Annotated in this window: 16 protein-coding genes; 11 read left to right on the top strand and 5 right to left on the bottom strand. The window is 69.9% G+C overall.

The window, feature by feature from the left end:
* The first annotated feature begins 17 nt into the window (after nucleotides 1-17).
* The 3 genes from AB0E14_RS00370 to AB0E14_RS00360 all read left to right on the top strand — a co-directional run bounded on the left by AB0E14_RS00370 (nucleotide 18) and on the right by AB0E14_RS00360 (nucleotide 3,593).
* Nucleotides 18-2,201 carry a 3-hydroxyacyl-CoA dehydrogenase NAD-binding domain-containing protein gene (locus tag AB0E14_RS00370; RefSeq protein ID WP_362409682.1) on the top strand — a complete coding sequence of 728 codons (2,184 nt, stop codon included), beginning with the start codon at nucleotides 18-20 and terminating at the stop codon, nucleotides 2,199-2,201.
* Nucleotides 2,202-2,349: 148 nt separating this feature from the next.
* A complete protein-coding gene (locus AB0E14_RS00365; protein ID WP_362409680.1) occupies nucleotides 2,350-2,709 on the top strand; it encodes a hypothetical protein in 360 nt (119 codons plus the stop codon).
* The gene (locus AB0E14_RS00360) at nucleotides 2,706-3,593 is read left to right on the top strand and encodes a hypothetical protein (RefSeq protein WP_362409678.1); all 888 of its coding nucleotides are present in this window, start codon (nucleotides 2,706-2,708) and stop codon (nucleotides 3,591-3,593) included. The genes AB0E14_RS00365 and AB0E14_RS00360 overlap by 4 nt, the downstream gene beginning before the upstream one ends.
* Here the strand turns inward: AB0E14_RS00360 and AB0E14_RS00355 are convergent.
* Complete coding sequence (locus AB0E14_RS00355) at nucleotides 3,590-4,345, bottom strand: MerR family transcriptional regulator (RefSeq protein WP_362409676.1); 756 nt, start codon at nucleotides 4,343-4,345, stop codon at nucleotides 3,590-3,592. The genes AB0E14_RS00360 and AB0E14_RS00355 overlap by 4 nt on opposite strands.
* Nucleotides 4,346-4,611: 266 nt before the next feature.
* Between AB0E14_RS00355 and AB0E14_RS00350 the strand changes: the two genes are divergently transcribed.
* Entirely contained in the window at nucleotides 4,612-4,746 is a 135-nt protein-coding gene (locus tag AB0E14_RS00350) for a hypothetical protein (RefSeq protein ID WP_362409674.1), read from the top strand.
* A 441-nt stretch (nucleotides 4,747-5,187) separates the two neighbouring features.
* Here the strand turns inward: AB0E14_RS00350 and AB0E14_RS00345 are convergent, their stop codons facing one another.
* The 3 genes from AB0E14_RS00345 to AB0E14_RS00335 all read right to left on the bottom strand — a co-directional run bounded on the left by AB0E14_RS00345 (nucleotide 5,188) and on the right by AB0E14_RS00335 (nucleotide 8,631).
* Nucleotides 5,188-5,598 carry a hypothetical protein gene (locus tag AB0E14_RS00345; protein ID WP_362409672.1) on the bottom strand — a complete coding sequence of 137 codons (411 nt, stop codon included), beginning with the start codon at nucleotides 5,596-5,598 and terminating at the stop codon, nucleotides 5,188-5,190.
* Between the two features lie 327 nt (nucleotides 5,599-5,925).
* Nucleotides 5,926-7,662: a VCBS repeat-containing protein gene (locus tag AB0E14_RS00340; RefSeq protein ID WP_362409671.1), complete on the bottom strand. Its 1,737-nt coding sequence runs from the start codon at nucleotides 7,660-7,662 to the stop codon at nucleotides 5,926-5,928.
* 543 nt (nucleotides 7,663-8,205) lie between these two features.
* Nucleotides 8,206-8,631 carry a hypothetical protein gene (locus AB0E14_RS00335; protein ID WP_362409669.1) on the bottom strand — a complete coding sequence of 142 codons (426 nt, stop codon included), beginning with the start codon at nucleotides 8,629-8,631 and terminating at the stop codon, nucleotides 8,206-8,208.
* 217 nt (nucleotides 8,632-8,848) lie between these two features.
* Between AB0E14_RS00335 and AB0E14_RS00330 the strand changes: the two genes are divergently transcribed.
* From AB0E14_RS00330 to AB0E14_RS00320, 3 genes are all read left to right on the top strand, one after another.
* Nucleotides 8,849-9,154 (top strand): hypothetical protein, encoded by a 306-nt coding sequence (locus tag AB0E14_RS00330; RefSeq protein ID WP_362409667.1) that lies wholly within the window; start codon nucleotides 8,849-8,851, stop codon nucleotides 9,152-9,154.
* A gap of 122 nt (nucleotides 9,155-9,276) precedes the next feature.
* On the top strand, nucleotides 9,277-9,600 hold the full coding sequence (locus AB0E14_RS00325) for a hypothetical protein (RefSeq protein WP_362409665.1): 324 nt from the start codon (nucleotides 9,277-9,279) through the stop codon (nucleotides 9,598-9,600).
* Nucleotides 9,597-9,866, top strand: coding sequence for a hypothetical protein (locus AB0E14_RS00320; protein WP_362409663.1), 270 nt, complete (start codon nucleotides 9,597-9,599; stop codon nucleotides 9,864-9,866). The genes AB0E14_RS00325 and AB0E14_RS00320 overlap by 4 nt, the downstream gene beginning before the upstream one ends.
* 228 nt (nucleotides 9,867-10,094) lie before the next feature.
* On the opposite strand, the gene AB0E14_RS00315 is transcribed toward AB0E14_RS00320, so the two are convergent.
* Nucleotides 10,095-10,376: a hypothetical protein gene (locus AB0E14_RS00315; RefSeq protein ID WP_362409661.1), complete on the bottom strand. Its 282-nt coding sequence runs from the start codon at nucleotides 10,374-10,376 to the stop codon at nucleotides 10,095-10,097.
* A gap of 235 nt (nucleotides 10,377-10,611) precedes the next feature.
* On the opposite strand from AB0E14_RS00315, the gene AB0E14_RS00310 reads away from it, so the two are divergent.
* From AB0E14_RS00310 to AB0E14_RS00295, 4 genes are all read left to right on the top strand, one after another.
* Nucleotides 10,612-10,842 carry a hypothetical protein gene (locus AB0E14_RS00310; RefSeq protein WP_362409659.1) on the top strand — a complete coding sequence of 77 codons (231 nt, stop codon included), beginning with the start codon at nucleotides 10,612-10,614 and terminating at the stop codon, nucleotides 10,840-10,842.
* A gap of 410 nt (nucleotides 10,843-11,252) precedes the next feature.
* Nucleotides 11,253-12,848: an MFS transporter gene (locus AB0E14_RS00305; RefSeq protein ID WP_362409657.1), complete on the top strand. Its 1,596-nt coding sequence runs from the start codon at nucleotides 11,253-11,255 to the stop codon at nucleotides 12,846-12,848.
* A 31-nt stretch (nucleotides 12,849-12,879) separates the two neighbouring features.
* Entirely contained in the window at nucleotides 12,880-13,368 is a 489-nt protein-coding gene (locus AB0E14_RS00300) for a macro domain-containing protein (RefSeq protein ID WP_362409655.1), read from the top strand.
* Between the two features lie 85 nt (nucleotides 13,369-13,453).
* Nucleotides 13,454-13,918, top strand: coding sequence for a hypothetical protein (locus tag AB0E14_RS00295; protein WP_362409653.1), 465 nt, complete (start codon nucleotides 13,454-13,456; stop codon nucleotides 13,916-13,918).
* Nucleotides 13,919-13,928: the final 10 nt, after the last annotated feature.

Raw genomic sequence — 13,928 nt, 5'->3', positions numbered from 1 at the left:
CTTCGGAGACACCACACATGAGCGAGAGCACCACCATCCGCTGGGAGCAGGACGAGACCGGCGTCGTCACCCTCGTCCTCGACGACCCCAACCAGTCCGCGAACACCATGAACCAGGCGTTCAAGGACTCCATCGCGGCCGTCGCCGACCGCGCGGAGGCCGAGAAGGACTCCATCCGCGGCATCATCTACACCTCCGCCAAGAAGACCTTCTTCGCGGGCGGCGACCTCAAGGACATGATCCGGCTGCGGCCCGAGGACGCGCGGCTCGCGTTCGAGACCGGCACCGAGATCAAGCGCTCCCTGCGCCGCATCGAGACCCTCGGCAAGCCCGTCGTCGCCGCGATCAACGGCGCGGCCCTCGGGGGCGGTTACGAGATCGCCCTCGCCTCGCACCACCGCGTCGCGCTCGACGCGCCCGGCTCCAAGATCGGCCTGCCCGAGGTCACCCTGGGCCTGCTCCCCGCGGGCGGCGGAGTCACCCGGACCGTCCGCCTGATGGGCATCGCCGACGCCCTCCTCAAGGTGCTCCTCCAGGGCACCCAGTACGACCCGCGGCGCGCGCTGGAGAACGGCTTGGTGCACGAGATCGCGGCCACGCCCGAGGAGATGCTCGCCAAGGCGCGCGCCTTCATCGACGCGCACCCCGAGTCGCAGCAGCCCTGGGACGTCAAGGGGTACAAGATCCCCGGCGGGACGCCGTCCAACCCGCGCTTCGCCGCCAACCTGCCGGCCTTCCCCGCCAACCTGAAGAAGCAGCTGAACGGCGCGCCCTACCCGGCCCCGCGCAACATCCTCGCCTGCGCGGTCGAGGGCTCCCAGGTCGACTTCGAGACCGCGCTGACCATCGAGGCCCGCTACTTCACCGAGCTGGTCACCGGCCAGACGGCGAAGAACATGATCCAGGCCTTCTTCTTCGACCTCCAGGCCGTCAACTCCGGCGCCAGTCGCCCCAAGGGCGTCGAGCCGCGCCCCGTCCGCAAGGTCGCCGTCCTCGGCGCGGGCATGATGGGCGCCGGCATCGCGTACTCCTGCGCCCGCGCCGGCATCGAGGTCGTCCTCAAGGACGTCTCGGCGGAGTCCGCGGCCAAGGGCAAGGGCTACTCCGAGAAGCTCTGCGCCAAGGCCGTCTCCCGGGGCCGCACGACCCAGGCCAAGGCGGACGAGCTCCTCGCCCGCATCACCCCGACGGCCGACCCGGCCGACCTCGCGGGCTGCGACGCCGTCATCGAGGCCGTCTTCGAGGACACCGCGCTCAAGCACAAGGTGTTCGAGGAGATCCAGGACGTCGTCGAGCCGGACGCGCTGCTCTGCTCCAACACCTCGACGCTGCCGATCACCGTCCTCGCCGAGGGCGTCTCCCGTCCCGAGGACTTCATCGGCCTGCACTTCTTCTCCCCGGTCGACAAGATGCCGCTGGTGGAGATCATCAAGGGCGAGCGCACCGGCGACGAGGCGCTGGCCCGTGCCTTCGACCTGGTCCGGCAGATCAGGAAGACCCCGATCGTCGTCAACGACTCGCGCGGCTTCTTCACCTCGCGCGTGATCGGCCAGTTCATCAACGAGGGCGTGGCCATGGTCGGCGAGGGCGTCGAGCCGGCCTCGATCGAGCAGGCGGCGGCGCAGGTCGGCTACCCGGCCAAGGTCCTCTCCCTGATGGACGAGCTGACCCTCACCCTGCCCCGCAAGATCCGCAACGAGACCCGGCGCGCGGTCGAGGAGGCCGGCGGCACCTGGGCGGGCCACCCCTCGGACGCGGTCATCGACCGGATGGTCGACGAGTTCGGGCGCCCGGGCCGCAGCGGCGGCGCCGGCTTCTACGACTACGACGAGGACGGCAAGCGGGCCGGCCTCTGGCCGGGCCTGCGCGAGCACTTCGGCGGCTCCGGCGCGCCGGAGGTCCCGTTCGAGGACATGAAGGAGCGGATGCTCTTCTCCGAGGCGCTCGACTCGGTCCGCTGCCTGGAGGAGAACGTCCTGACCTCGGTCGCCGACGCCAACATCGGCTCCATCATGGGCATCGGCTTCCCCGCGTGGACGGGCGGTGTGCTCCAGTACATCAACGGCTACGAGGGCGGACTCCCCGGCTTCGTCGCACGTGCGCGTGAGCTGGCGGAGAAGTACGGCGACCGCTTCCAGCCGCCGGCGCTGCTGGTGGAGAAGGCGGAGCGCGGCGAGGTCTTCACGGACGCGGACGCCTGACGCGCCCCTTCCACCTCACTGCGCCGAACGGCCCCGCCGCGTCACCCTTCGATCGTCCGATCGAGGGTCGCGGCGGGGCCGTCCCGTGTGGGGTCCGGCCGGTGCGCGGCGCGGCCGCCTACGCTCGCAGCCGATCTGAGGAGGTCGGATGCGGGTGAAGACCGGTCGTTGGATCCGGGTCGTCTCCATGGCCCTGCTGAGCACGTGCGGCGTCGCCCTGCTCACCGGGTGCGACCCCGACAAGAAGGAGCCCGTGGACCCGTCGCCGTCGGTCGTGACGGAGGAGACGGAGGGGGAGCAGGACCCGGGCGGGGACACGGAGGAGGATCCGGGCGGGGACGAGTACACGGCGCCCCCGGAGGACGGTGAGGTCACGCAGCCGCCGGGCCCGCCGACGGCGACGGGCGACGACGACCGGACGCCGACCTTCGCGCCTCCGCCGACCGCGACCACGGACCCCGGGACACCGCGGGTTCCGGAGGAACTGCCCGACCCCGACGGCACGTGAACCATCCCTTCCGGGAGGATCCGCACCACGCGCCGGAGCCGACGCAGCCGGCGCGTGAGGCGGGGCTGAACAGTCCCACCGCGCTGCTCAAGATCGTGATCGCCCAGGGCACGTTCATCGCCGCACTCATGTTCTATCTGGGGGCGATGTACACCAGTACTTTCTTCGCGTACTTCCACGTCTCCCTCAGCGTGCTCGACCTGGGCTTCGGCGAGCAGGTGACCCAGAGCCTGCATCTGCTGAGAGTGGAGGTCCTGGTGGGCGCCGGGGTGCTCGTGCTGATCGTCGCCGGGCCCTGGATCCACGCCCGGGCCCGGCCGGAGCCGTCCAGGGCCGAAGTCGTGGTCGGCCGCCTGTACCTCCCGGTCGTGGTGGTCGGGCTCGTCCTGCTCGCGCTCTGGGTGGAGATCCAGCCGTACGGCTGGGTGGCCTCTCTCGTCATCGCCCTCGGCCTGCTCCTGGGCCAGTTGCCGGACGCCGAGGGGCGGCGGCCCGAGGGATTCCGGCGCATGGCGCTGCCGATCTTCGCGTCGGCGGTCTTTCTCTTCTGGACGCTCACCCAACTCACTCAGCAGGCCGCGCACCGGGATGCCGTGGCCCACGCGCGCCGCGTCACGCAGTGGACCGGAGTGGTGGTTCTCAGCAGCCGCCCGCTCGCGCTGCCGACGCGCCCGCGGGGCACGATCACGAAGGAGGTCCTGCCGAGCGGGCTGCTCCACCGCTACCGCTACACCGGGCTGCGGCTGCTCCTCGAACGGGACGGCAGGTTCCACGTCGTTCCCCTGGGATGGGATGTGCGCAGGGACCCGCTCTACATCATCCAGGAGAGCGACACCGTGTGGATCGGCCTCACCCCGGGCACCGTGCCGAAGCTGCTCGGCTAGCGGGGCCCGGTCTCGGACCCCTCCGTACCGAACGCCTCCCTCAGCTCCTCCCGCAACGACCGCTGGAACGCGGTCACCAGGGCCTGGATCACCATCGGCTGCATGTGCGCGGAGAGCGACTTCATCGCGGCGACGTGGTCCGGGTCCTCGGCGCTCTCCCGGTACGGGTTCCACACCTCGTCCCGGAAGAGCCGGGAGAGCTCGTGGGCGGCGGCGCGGGCGTGTTCGAGGAGGACGGTGCGGGAGGCGAGGATCGTCTCGTGCGCGATGGGGACGTCGAGGAGTTCGACCCCGAGCCGCAGCAGCGTGGCGTCCAGCCGGAAGACGTCCGGGTCCGCGCCCTTGTCGAGGACGCCCATCGCGGCCAGCCGGTCGACGTCCGCGTCGGCGAGCGCGCGTCCGGCGCGCCGCTCCAGCTCGCGCCGGGTGATCTCCTCGGCGGACTCGGGCGCCCAGGAGGCGACGAGCGCGCGGTGGACGGCCAGGTCCCGTGCGCTGAGGTCGGGCGGCAGCTGGCCCAGATACCGCTCGATGGCGGCGAGCGTCATGCCCTGCCGCTGGAGCTCCTCGATCAGCGCGAGCCGGGAGAGGTGGTCGGCCCCGTACCGTCCGACCCGCCGTGGCCCGATGGCCGGCGGCGGCAACAGCCCCTTGGTGCTGTAGAACCGTACGGTCCGCACGGTGACCCCCGCGCGCGCGGCCAGCTCGTCGACGGTGAACGTCGACGTCTGCTCCTCGGTCTCGGTGCCCATCGAAAGACCCCTCGCTTCCGGTGCCGTGCCGTTCCCCATCTGCCTTCGGTGCAACAGTATTGCTGTCTCACTGTGACTGTCATAGAGAATCGCGGAGGATGCCTTGTGGCCAGGGGAAACATCGAGCTGAAGCCCGGAGCCCGGGCGCTGCTCATGGCCCGTATCAGCAAGGACGAGACGGCGGCTTCGTCGAGGAGTACCTCCGCGCGGGTGTTGCAGCCGTCCTTGGGGTCGAGGCCAGCGTTCCAGTGCTTGAAGGCGTCCCGTTGGTAGCCAGTGCGGGACTCGTCGGCGATCTGGACCAGCTCCAGGGCGTCGGCGAGCGCAAGGACCTCAGCCGCCGCCGGCACTGCGGGCACGGCCTGGGCGGCCGCGGGAACGGCGAGCGGCGTGAGGGCTAGTGAGAGCGCGGCGAAGCCGCTAGCTATATCTTGATCACGAACGCTGGACTATCGGCCAGCACCGTGCGGTGACCAGCGGTTTCGTGCACAGCTCAGCCGCGCGGGTGATCAAGTTCACCGGCGAATCGGTCCGCCACCTCGGTCGTACGGCACGCGCCGCAGGCTGCGGTGTATATCGGCGGCTGGTGGCTACTCCAACGCGACGCGCAAGACGCCCCAGCAGAGTTCGCCCAGGAAGCCCAGACGAGCAGATGTCGCTGATGTGACGTTGGCGCGGGTTATCCGTCTCGTCGACCTGTTCCACGGCGACTCTGGATCCAACGGGCCCCCGTGCGCCAGGTCGGTGCACAGGGGGCCAACGGTAGCCAGAACCGCGGGCGGACCGCCGGATGCCGGTGTGTGGCTTCGGCTCCACGCTGGTGGGCGGTGCTCTGCTACACCTCAGCCCGCCTTGGCCTCGTCGCACTCGCGGCTAAAGGTGACGACGGGCATCCCCATCAAGAGTTCGCCTACTTCGCTGTCGGCAGATCGCACCGTGTCGGGGTTCTGCCCGGGGGCGCGCGTAATTGCTTGCAGCCGTGAGATCTTCTGTATGTCGATCAGGGCTTGTGCCAGTTCATCCCACTGTCGATCCTTCTGCGCGGCGAGCTTCGCATGCTCGATGTTTGGGTTGAGGCTGTCCGCGATCTTGGTGTGGGTCTGCGCGTCTGCGTTGCGCTGCGGGGGAGGGAAGTTGAGGGCGCATGCGGCGCGCGCTTCCTTCAGGGCGTCCTCTGTCGCGGAGGATGAAGGCGTGCATCCCAGGGCGAGGATCAGAGCCCCGGCGGCAATGCCGAATCTGCCTATCTTCATTGTGGTGTTCCTTTTTCATGGCGATGTGGGGTGCTGCTTGCCAAGCGCTGGCAGCAGCGCAAATCCTCGAGCGGGTCCCGTCCACCGTTCGCGCTTCCGGCGTAGGGGCCCGCTACGTGTGGCTTCTGGTACGGCGATTGAGCGACCTTCTCCGCGAATCGGCGCGCCTTGGAGGATGCTGGACCAGGGCAAGCTGGCCCGATTCTGGGCCGCGGAGCACGACGGCAGGTCCCGGGAGAGTTCGGCAACCACGGCGGTCGGGTCCGTTGCTGGCGGATTGAGGGGGACCGCCCCGGGATGGCGTGTCCCGGGGCGGGTTGGTGGGGGCTAGAAGAGGCGGTTGTAGGTGCTCCAGCCGCCGCCGATCTTTGTGCGGGTGGTGAAGGGGGTGGTGGCGTTGCCGGTGCCCTTGTAGAGCCACAGCGTGCCGGTGGTGTCGCGGGCGACGGCGTCGGCCTTGCCGTCGTCGTTCAGGTCCCCAGTGACGACGAGTTGGTTGTACGCGTTCCAGCCGCCGCCGACCTTGGTGTGTGCCGTGTACGGGGTGGTGGGGTTGCCGGTGCCCTTGTAGAGCCAGAGGGTGCCGGACGTGTCTCGGGCGAGCAGGTCGGCCCTGCCGTCGCCGGTCAGGTCGGCGCCTGCTGCGAGCTGGTTGTAGATGCCCCAGCCGCCGCCGACCTTGACGCGGGTCTTGAACCGGGCGCCGCTGGTGAGGGTGCCGGTGCCTTGGTAGAGCCAGAGGACGCCTGCCTTGTCGCGGGCGAGGAGGTCCATGTGGCCGTCGCGGTTGAGGTCGCCGGCGCCGGTGAGCTGGTCGTAGATGTTCCAGCCGCCCCCGATCTTGACGCGGGCCGCGTAGGGCTTGTCGGAGACGAACTGGCGGTCGTAGTACCAGAGGGTGCCGGAGGCGTCGCGGGCGACGAGGTCACCGAGGCCGTGGGTGGCGGCGGACGGCTTGACGTCGGCCCAGTAGTAGGCGCCCTGCTTGTGCGGGGAGAGGTTGGCGATGGTGTTGTAGATCTGCCAGCCGGTGCCGACCTGGCGGCGGGTGTAGAACGGAGTGTCGGCCTTGCCGATGCCGCTGTACCACCACAGGCCTCCGGAGGCGTCGCGGGCGAGCAGGCCGTGGCGGGGGAGGACGGGGCGGCCCTGGACAGCGAACGGGGTGCTGGTCTGGTGCACGTCGCTGTACTGGGTGCCGAAGTCGTAGATGCCGTACCTGGTGATGGCCTGGAGGAGCTGGGCGTACTGCCCGGGGGTGCTCGTGAGCTCGTAGGAGAGGGTGTGGTCACCAGGCTCAAGCTGGCAGACCAGGTTGGGTGTGCCTTCGAGCAGCGTGGGGTGGTGGACCTTGCACGAGGCTCCGGGTGCGGTCGTCACACCCTCGACGCGGATGGGCGGTGAGATACGGGTGAGTTGACCCTGCGCCGTTTCGAATCGGAGAAGGAGTCTGCCGGGGTCCTTGGCGTGGACTCGGAGCGTCTGACGGGCTGTTCCTCCGTCGGGGATCGTCGGCAGGTCGAAGTCGACAGTGTTGAGGGCTGCGTGGGCGGCGGTCTTGACGACGACCTTGGCGGTGCCGTGGGTGTCGTCGGCGGGGCGGGCTCCGGCGGTCCGTGCGGCTTCGATCCCGGCGGCGAGGTCGCCGCCCTTGGGGACGTACGCGAAGCCCCAGTGGACGGTGGTCAGGTTGGTGGCGTCCTGGGGTATGACGAAGCCGGCGAACAGGCCGGAGGGGCCGCAGACGTAGACGGCGACGAGACCGGCGACCGCCTGGCAGTCGTTCGCGTGCGCGCTGAACCCTGCGGGGACGCCTGCGCCGTCGCCGGGATCTCCGGTCAACGGTTTGGTGGAGAAGGCGATCACGGTCTTGCCGTCGGGGGTACCGGACTTCACCTCGGGTGCGAGTCGGGGTGCCGTCCCGGGGGCAGCGGCCTGGTCGTAGGCGTGCAACCGCAGGGGCTCGTCCTCGGCGACGGCCGGGGCGGACCCGGCGAGGGTGGCCGCAGTGAACAGGCCGGTGGCGGCACTGAGAGTGGCGATCTGGCGTGCTGCTCGTCTCATGGAGCCCTTCGCAAGTTGTTTGGTAGCGGCTGCGCTTGGAGGTGCTGTTGGGGGCGGGCAGAGTCCTGCCCGCCCCCAGGCTGGTGGCTGGTTAGAAGATGCCGGTGATTGCGGTGGCCCAGGCGCCGTTGCCTGCGAGGCGAGGTTGCCTGTGTGCTGTCGGGCCGCCGGGGTAGGTGAGGAGGCATCCGGTGGGGCAGAGCCGGCTCGTGGGGTTGCCTGCATCGTCCAGGTAGTGCACGGGCGTGTCGGGGTCGGCGGGGGTTTGTGGCCCAGAAGTCGCCGAACTCTTCACCGGCAGTGGGTTCGAATCGCTTGAAGTGGATGGTCGTCGTCGGACCGTCGTCTGCCTCCACGACGAAGTGGCTTGTGACTCCTCCCTGAATGTTTCCAGGTGAGGCGAGGTAGGGGCGCTGGTTCCATCCGGCAGTTCCGTAGGCGGTCCGAGTGCCGAGTTTGAAGCCGTCTGGGCAGTGGAGGGCATCGTTGAGGCAGCCCGGGTAGAGGTAGAGGACTCCGTCTGCCGGGTTCCTGCCGAGGAGGTCACCCGTGCCGTCGCCGTTCAGGTCGTTCACGGAAAGGTTGGTGAAGTCCCGTGACTCTCGGTTCGGCGAAGTTGAAGGGGTCGGTCTGGTCCTGCCCGCCGCCTGAAACGCTTCGTCCGCTGTAGAGCAGAAGCTTGCCGTTGACGCACTTGAGGTCCTTAGTCGGTACCTTGTCGTCCTCCCAGACGCATTCGACCGTGATGAGGTCGTTGCCGGGCTTTCCGTCTATGTTGCCGGGCATCACGATCTGCCGCAGACCCGCCCAGAAATGCCTCGTGGACTCAGACGGGTGGTGGAGCTCCTTGCGGGCGGAGTACCACGGCGCGCCGCGCCCACTACCGGGATAGACATACAGCTTGTTGTCGGCGAGGCGGACGAGGAGGTCCTCATAGCCGTCCGGCGCCTCTGCGTCGCCTTCGTCCATGCTTTCAGGTCTCCGCGGTGGGCGATCAGGGCGCCGCCCCAACCTGCGGTGCCCACACGGACCGCCGGGGCGGGTGGGCCTGTGGTTCCGTTGCCCGCGTAGAAGAGGTGCCGGGTCATGCTGTCCGGGGCGATCGGCCCGCCGGTCGGTGTGGTGAAGATGATTCCGATGTTCTCCGGGGTGGGAACAGTGCCGGTTGGGCCCAGAATCTGCGATCATGGTACACGGGCGGTGGATCCGAGACGCCATCCTCACCTGGGGCGACGACCTCGGCCTCCAGCTCAAGCCCGGCAGCCAGGCCGCCAACCGCTTCGACATCGTCGGCGGAGAAGGCGGCCTCCTCGCGGCCGGCCTCGTCGGCGGCCTGACCGGACGCGGCGCGCACATCGCCATCGTCGACCCCCCGCCACGACCGGCGGGGGGCTTCCATGTATCCGGAGGGGACACTGAGCCATGCCTGACCAACGACTCGATCGCATCGTCACCTACCGCGTCGGCGAAAACCGCGAGCGGTTCCAGGTAGACGCCGACGTCACACTGAACCCGGGTGCCCAGTACGGCGCCTGAGAATGCCGCCCCTGCCGCATGATGCGCGGGGGCACCGCTACGCCGGTCCGTCCGCCGGCCCACCCACAGGAAGGCTCCATGGCCACCGGCAAGTACCCCGAGACCGTCTCCCGCGCCATCGGCGGGAAGACCTACACCATCAGCCGTCAGGACATACAGGCCGCCGCGGCTCGCCTCCGTCCCCTGCACGAGAGCGAACTCGCCAGCCGCGAGCTGCACATCCTGATCGGCTCCGGGCTCTACTACGGTCCCGATTTGATCGCCGAAGTCACGGGTGCGGCGCCGATCGACGGCCGCGAGGCCTACGACCTGCTCGGCAAGCTCGGCCTGAAGCTCTTCCGGTGGGACTGGGGCAACCTGAAGGACACCCGTAACGAGCCCAAGCCGGACGCGACCTCATGAGCACGCGCCCCACCCGCATCGAGTCCGACGGCAGGAAGCGCGTCGTCCCGCTCGGCCCGTGCCCGTGGCTGCCCGACTGGGACGTCACACATGACCACTCCGACCAGCGCGACCCGTACGTGATGATCCGACAGGGCGAGGGCGCGGCAACCGTCAACGCGATCTCCTGCCCGATCCACCACACGCACAAGATCGTCCCCACCATGATTGATGTCCGCCCCCTGCGCCGGCAGGGACGCGGAGCATGGTGCAGCGACTGCGTATAGCCCGCGCGCCGGCGGCACGGCACGACAGGCTGCCCGTACCGTCGGCGGCAGGGGCGCCCCGAGGCCCCTGCCGCCCGGCCCCATCGCCTCACGACGAGCAGCCGGGCGGCACCCCCGGAAAGTCGAAGACCGCTTCGACTCTCCGAAGCGATCCCTTCAGGACACCCGGCCCTGGAGTCCTGGCTCAGACATCGGCCGCGAAGGAGCCGGGTACTCACGTGCTGCGGACTACTTCGGGGCCGGCCTCAGGAACATGGCGGATCCGTACCCCGGCATCGGGTGGGCCCGGGTCTGAGGCGCCGCGCTGGGTGCCGGCCCGGCGGTGTAGAGGGCGACCGGTTCGCCGCTTTCGTCGACCACGACGATCCCACCAGGAATCGCCGTCCCTCCTGCCACCGTCAGCTTCGGGATGTCCTCCTCGTACGACAACGACAACAACGCGAGCTCAGGCTCTGGCCCGGCCCCCTCGGCCGAACGCCGGCTCATGCTCTCGTGCAGTTCGTCGGCCATCTCCATGCTCCGCTCAGCAGGCAACAACAGGTCTCCTCCAGGTGAACGTGTCTGCCGCTGTCCCGTCAGCCCCCAGGGGGGTGAAATCCGCAAGATCAACGGGCTCGAGGCGTGATCATCCGACAACTTTGCGGCTGGTCCCTGGACTAAGACTCCGAAAGGCCAGAGCATTCATGGAAGTGGCCGATGCCTCCCGCTCGGGGCGTGGGCCGTCCACCTCGTCCGAAGGGGTCCCATGCGCTCGGTGTTCACCGGTGCCGAGTACGGCATCATCTACACCTACGACGACGTGATGTCGATGATGACCGTGATGCAGAAGCTCACAGCGGGGCTGCGTCTCACCCCCGTGGAGGCCGAGATAGCCGCCGGGTTCGTCGGGATGTTGGAGTCTTCCGTCGACCTGTTCGCGTCGGGCGCCGCACCGTTCGCGTGCGACGAGTACGGGAACATCGCCCCGCTGCCCTGAACGGCCCCTACCGGTCGGCCCCCCAGCCCTCGGCTGAGTGCTGGGGACTGATCGTCAGGCGTTGACGCCACGGATACGACGAAGGCCCCGCACGCGAAGGTGCGGGGCCCGGGAGGCACCGGCGCACGGGCGGGACGACTGCACCGCCTCCCGTCGCTTAAGCCAGGGTCAGGGAGCCTCTTTGCAGCGCGTCAGGGTGAAGACCAGGGACTCCAGATGCTCGGGGGAGCGCGCTTGTCCGTCCTCGAAGTCCGCGAACTCCAGGACCACGGCATCCCCGTCCCTGCGCGCCAGGCGCGGACCGTCTCGGGATGATGTACGGCTCCGCGCCCTCGCTGTCAACGCAGTGAGAGCCGTGGTGCGTGTGCGCCCCGCATGCGCACCGTGCCGCGCCAGGTGATCATCCGTACATGGCAGGAACTTCCACGTCCTCCGGTCCGGCCGCCGTCCCGGGGTCGGCTGGTCCGCGACAGAACCTGGCCCTGGCGGGGATGCTCTTCGCGGTGTCGATGACCTTCATCGACCAGACCATCGTGTCGATCGCCGCGCCGAACATCACCGCCGAACTCGGCCTCTCCGCGTCCGGGATGCAGTGGGTCGTCAACGCCTATCTGCTCTCCCTCGCCGCGTTCTTCGCGCTCGGCGGGCGGCTCTCCGACCTCTTCGGGCACCGGCGGATCATGCTGGTGGGCACCGTGCTCTTCGTCGTCTCGTCGGTGCTGTGCGGATGCGTGCCCGACGACGGCTTCGCGCAGGCGTGGCTCATCGTCTTCCGTGCCACCCAGGGCCTGGGCGCCGCCCTGATGTTCCCGGCGGCGCTCGCCGTCGTCATCGCCGTCTTCCCCGTCGAACGGCGGGGCCGGGCCCTCGCCCTCTTCTTCGGTGTGTCGGGTGCCCTCACCGCCCTCGGCCCGCTCCTCGGCGGCTGGCTCACCCAGTGGACCTGGCGGGCGATCTTCTGGGTCAACGTGCCGGTCGCCGTCGTCGCGCTCGTGCTCACCATGCTGGCCCGGATCCCCGAGAGCCGGCGGCGGGAACGCCTCGACGTCGTCGGGGCCGTGCTCGTCGCCGCCGGCATGGCGCTGAGCGTGCTGGGCTTCCAGCAGGCGGCGGCCTGGGGTTGGAGCAGCGTCGCGACCTGGGCCTGCATCGTCGGCGGTCTGGTGCTCCTGCTGCTGTTCTTCGGCTACGAGCGGCGGACCACGCACCCACTGATCAACTTCGAGGTCTTCCGGGACCGGGCCTTCACCGTCGACAACCTGGTGCTGTTCTTCGCGATGCTCGCCTTCGTGCCGGTGTTCTTCTTCGCCTCCGTCTACGCGCAGGTGTCGCTGAGCGCCTCGGCCAACCAGGCGGCGCTGTACCTGCTGTACTTCTTCCTCGGCTTCGGCATCGCCTCCCAGTGGGGCGGCAAGATCCTCGACCGGCGCGGGGCCCGCCCGGCCATGAAGATCGGCTGCGCGCTGGGCGCCGTGGGCTTCTACCTCTGGGCCGGGAAGCTGACCGACCTGTCGATGCACGACCAGTGGCCGTACGCGGCCATGGCGGGCGCCGGCATCGGCTTCCTGCTGGCCCCGGCCTCCACGGACGCGGTCAACCGCTCCATCGGCGCCTCGTACGGCGAGGTCACCGGCATCACGCAGACCGTCCGCAACTACGCGGCCGCCATCGGCATGGCCGTGCTCGGCACGATCCTGACCCACGTGTCCACGGACCGGATCACGACCACGCTCGAGGAGCGCGGCCTGCCACCGGCCGAGGCCGAGGCGACGGCACGCCACGTCGCCGAGGCGGTCACCGGCCATCCGGACGGCCGGGCCCCGACCGGCGACGGCCCGGCGGCGCAGGCGCTGAAGGGCGCCGGGGACGCGATCCGCATGGACTTCGCCGAGGCCAACCAGTGGGTCTTCTACGCCATGGCGATCGCCCTGGCCGTCGCCTTCCTGTGCGCCCTCGCCCACCCCGGCACCCGGGTCACGGAGGAGCGGCCGCCGTCGCAGGGCTGAGGCTGTCAGTGGCGGCTCGTATGGTGGGGACATGGTGGGGACGGGGATCACGTACGTACGAGGGGACGCCAGTACGCCGCAGGGCAAGGGCGTCAAGATCATCGCGCATGTCTGCAACGACCTGGGCGGCTGGGGCAAGGGGTTCGTCCTCGCGCTGTCCCGGCGCTGGCCGGAGCCGGAGAAGGCCTACCGCGCGTGGCACCGGGAGCGGGCGAAGAACGACTTCGCCCTGGGCGCGGCCCAGTTCGTCCAGGTCGAGCCGTACGTGTGGGTGGCCAACCTGGTGGGCCAGCGCGGGATGCGGACGGGACGCAGTACCGGCGTGCCCGTGCGGTACGAGGCGATCGACGCGGCCCTCGGTCTGCTCGCGGTGAAGGCGGAGGAGCTGGGGGCCTCCGTGCACATGCCGCGGATCGGCTGCGGGCTGGCCGGGGGGAAGTGGGCGCGGGTCGAGCCGCTGATAGCCGAGCGGCTCACCGCGCGGGACATCCCGGTCACGGTGTACGACTTCGGCGCGTAGGCGGCGGCCCGCGCGTCGTCTGGCGTGTACCTGACGCTAGAGTCACGTGTTTGTTCGATCACGGGTTTGCTGACAGGGGAGGGTCATGTACACGGAACTCAGGGAGACGGCCACGGAGTTGGCCGCGGTCCTGTGGCGGGAGCACACCGTGTACCGGGAGCGCGGGGGCGGGGTCGTGATCCGGGGGGAGCACGTGGAGCGCTGGATCAGTCTGGCCCCGACGGGCGGCAGGAACCAGGCGCGGCTGCGCGCCGGCCGGCTCCTGGACGGCGGCACCACGGCACCGGCCCGCTCGGAGGCCGTCGTCGACCTCTCGGTCGGTACGGCCGAACTCGCCGCGGTCTGCCGCCGCCTGCTCGCCGACGTCGCCGCCGCGGAGACCCGGCCGCCCCGGGCCCGCACCGAGCGCCCGGCCAAGGGCAGGGTCAAGGACAGGGGCGCGGCCCCCAGACCCCCGAAGAGACGGCACACCGGCCTCGCCTCCTGGGCGGTGCTGATATGCGTCGTCGGCGTCGTGGGATTTTGGGCCTACGACGTCTTCGGCGGGTAGACGGGGTGTC

Source organism: Streptomyces sp. NPDC047981, from assembly GCF_040653315.1.
Classification (GTDB): domain Bacteria; phylum Actinomycetota; class Actinomycetes; order Streptomycetales; family Streptomycetaceae; genus Streptomyces.
Note: the sequence above shows the minus strand (reverse complement) of the source record. Positions and strands in the feature narration are given on the sequence as shown.

Coding starts and splice junctions, on each gene's coding strand:
- AB0E14_RS00370 (WP_362409682.1), top strand. CDS start 18: ATGAGCGAGAGCACCACCATCCGCTGGGAGCAGGACGAGACCGGCGTC.
- AB0E14_RS00365 (WP_362409680.1), top strand. CDS start 2,350: ATGCGGGTGAAGACCGGTCGTTGGATCCGGGTCGTCTCCATGGCCCTG.
- AB0E14_RS00355 (WP_362409676.1), bottom strand. CDS start 4,345: ATGGGCACCGAGACCGAGGAGCAGACGTCGACGTTCACCGTCGACGAG.
- AB0E14_RS00345 (WP_362409672.1), bottom strand. CDS start 5,598: ATGAAGATAGGCAGATTCGGCATTGCCGCCGGGGCTCTGATCCTCGCC.
- AB0E14_RS00340 (WP_362409671.1), bottom strand. CDS start 7,662: ATGAGACGAGCAGCACGCCAGATCGCCACTCTCAGTGCCGCCACCGGC.
- AB0E14_RS00335 (WP_362409669.1), bottom strand. CDS start 8,631: ATGGACGAAGGCGACGCAGAGGCGCCGGACGGCTATGAGGACCTCCTC.
- AB0E14_RS00330 (WP_362409667.1), top strand. CDS start 8,849: ATGGTACACGGGCGGTGGATCCGAGACGCCATCCTCACCTGGGGCGAC.
- AB0E14_RS00325 (WP_362409665.1), top strand. CDS start 9,277: ATGGCCACCGGCAAGTACCCCGAGACCGTCTCCCGCGCCATCGGCGGG.
- AB0E14_RS00320 (WP_362409663.1), top strand. CDS start 9,597: ATGAGCACGCGCCCCACCCGCATCGAGTCCGACGGCAGGAAGCGCGTC.
- AB0E14_RS00315 (WP_362409661.1), bottom strand. CDS start 10,376: ATGGCCGACGAACTGCACGAGAGCATGAGCCGGCGTTCGGCCGAGGGG.
- AB0E14_RS00310 (WP_362409659.1), top strand. CDS start 10,612: ATGCGCTCGGTGTTCACCGGTGCCGAGTACGGCATCATCTACACCTAC.
- AB0E14_RS00305 (WP_362409657.1), top strand. CDS start 11,253: ATGGCAGGAACTTCCACGTCCTCCGGTCCGGCCGCCGTCCCGGGGTCG.
- AB0E14_RS00300 (WP_362409655.1), top strand. CDS start 12,880: ATGGTGGGGACGGGGATCACGTACGTACGAGGGGACGCCAGTACGCCG.
- AB0E14_RS00295 (WP_362409653.1), top strand. CDS start 13,454: ATGTACACGGAACTCAGGGAGACGGCCACGGAGTTGGCCGCGGTCCTG.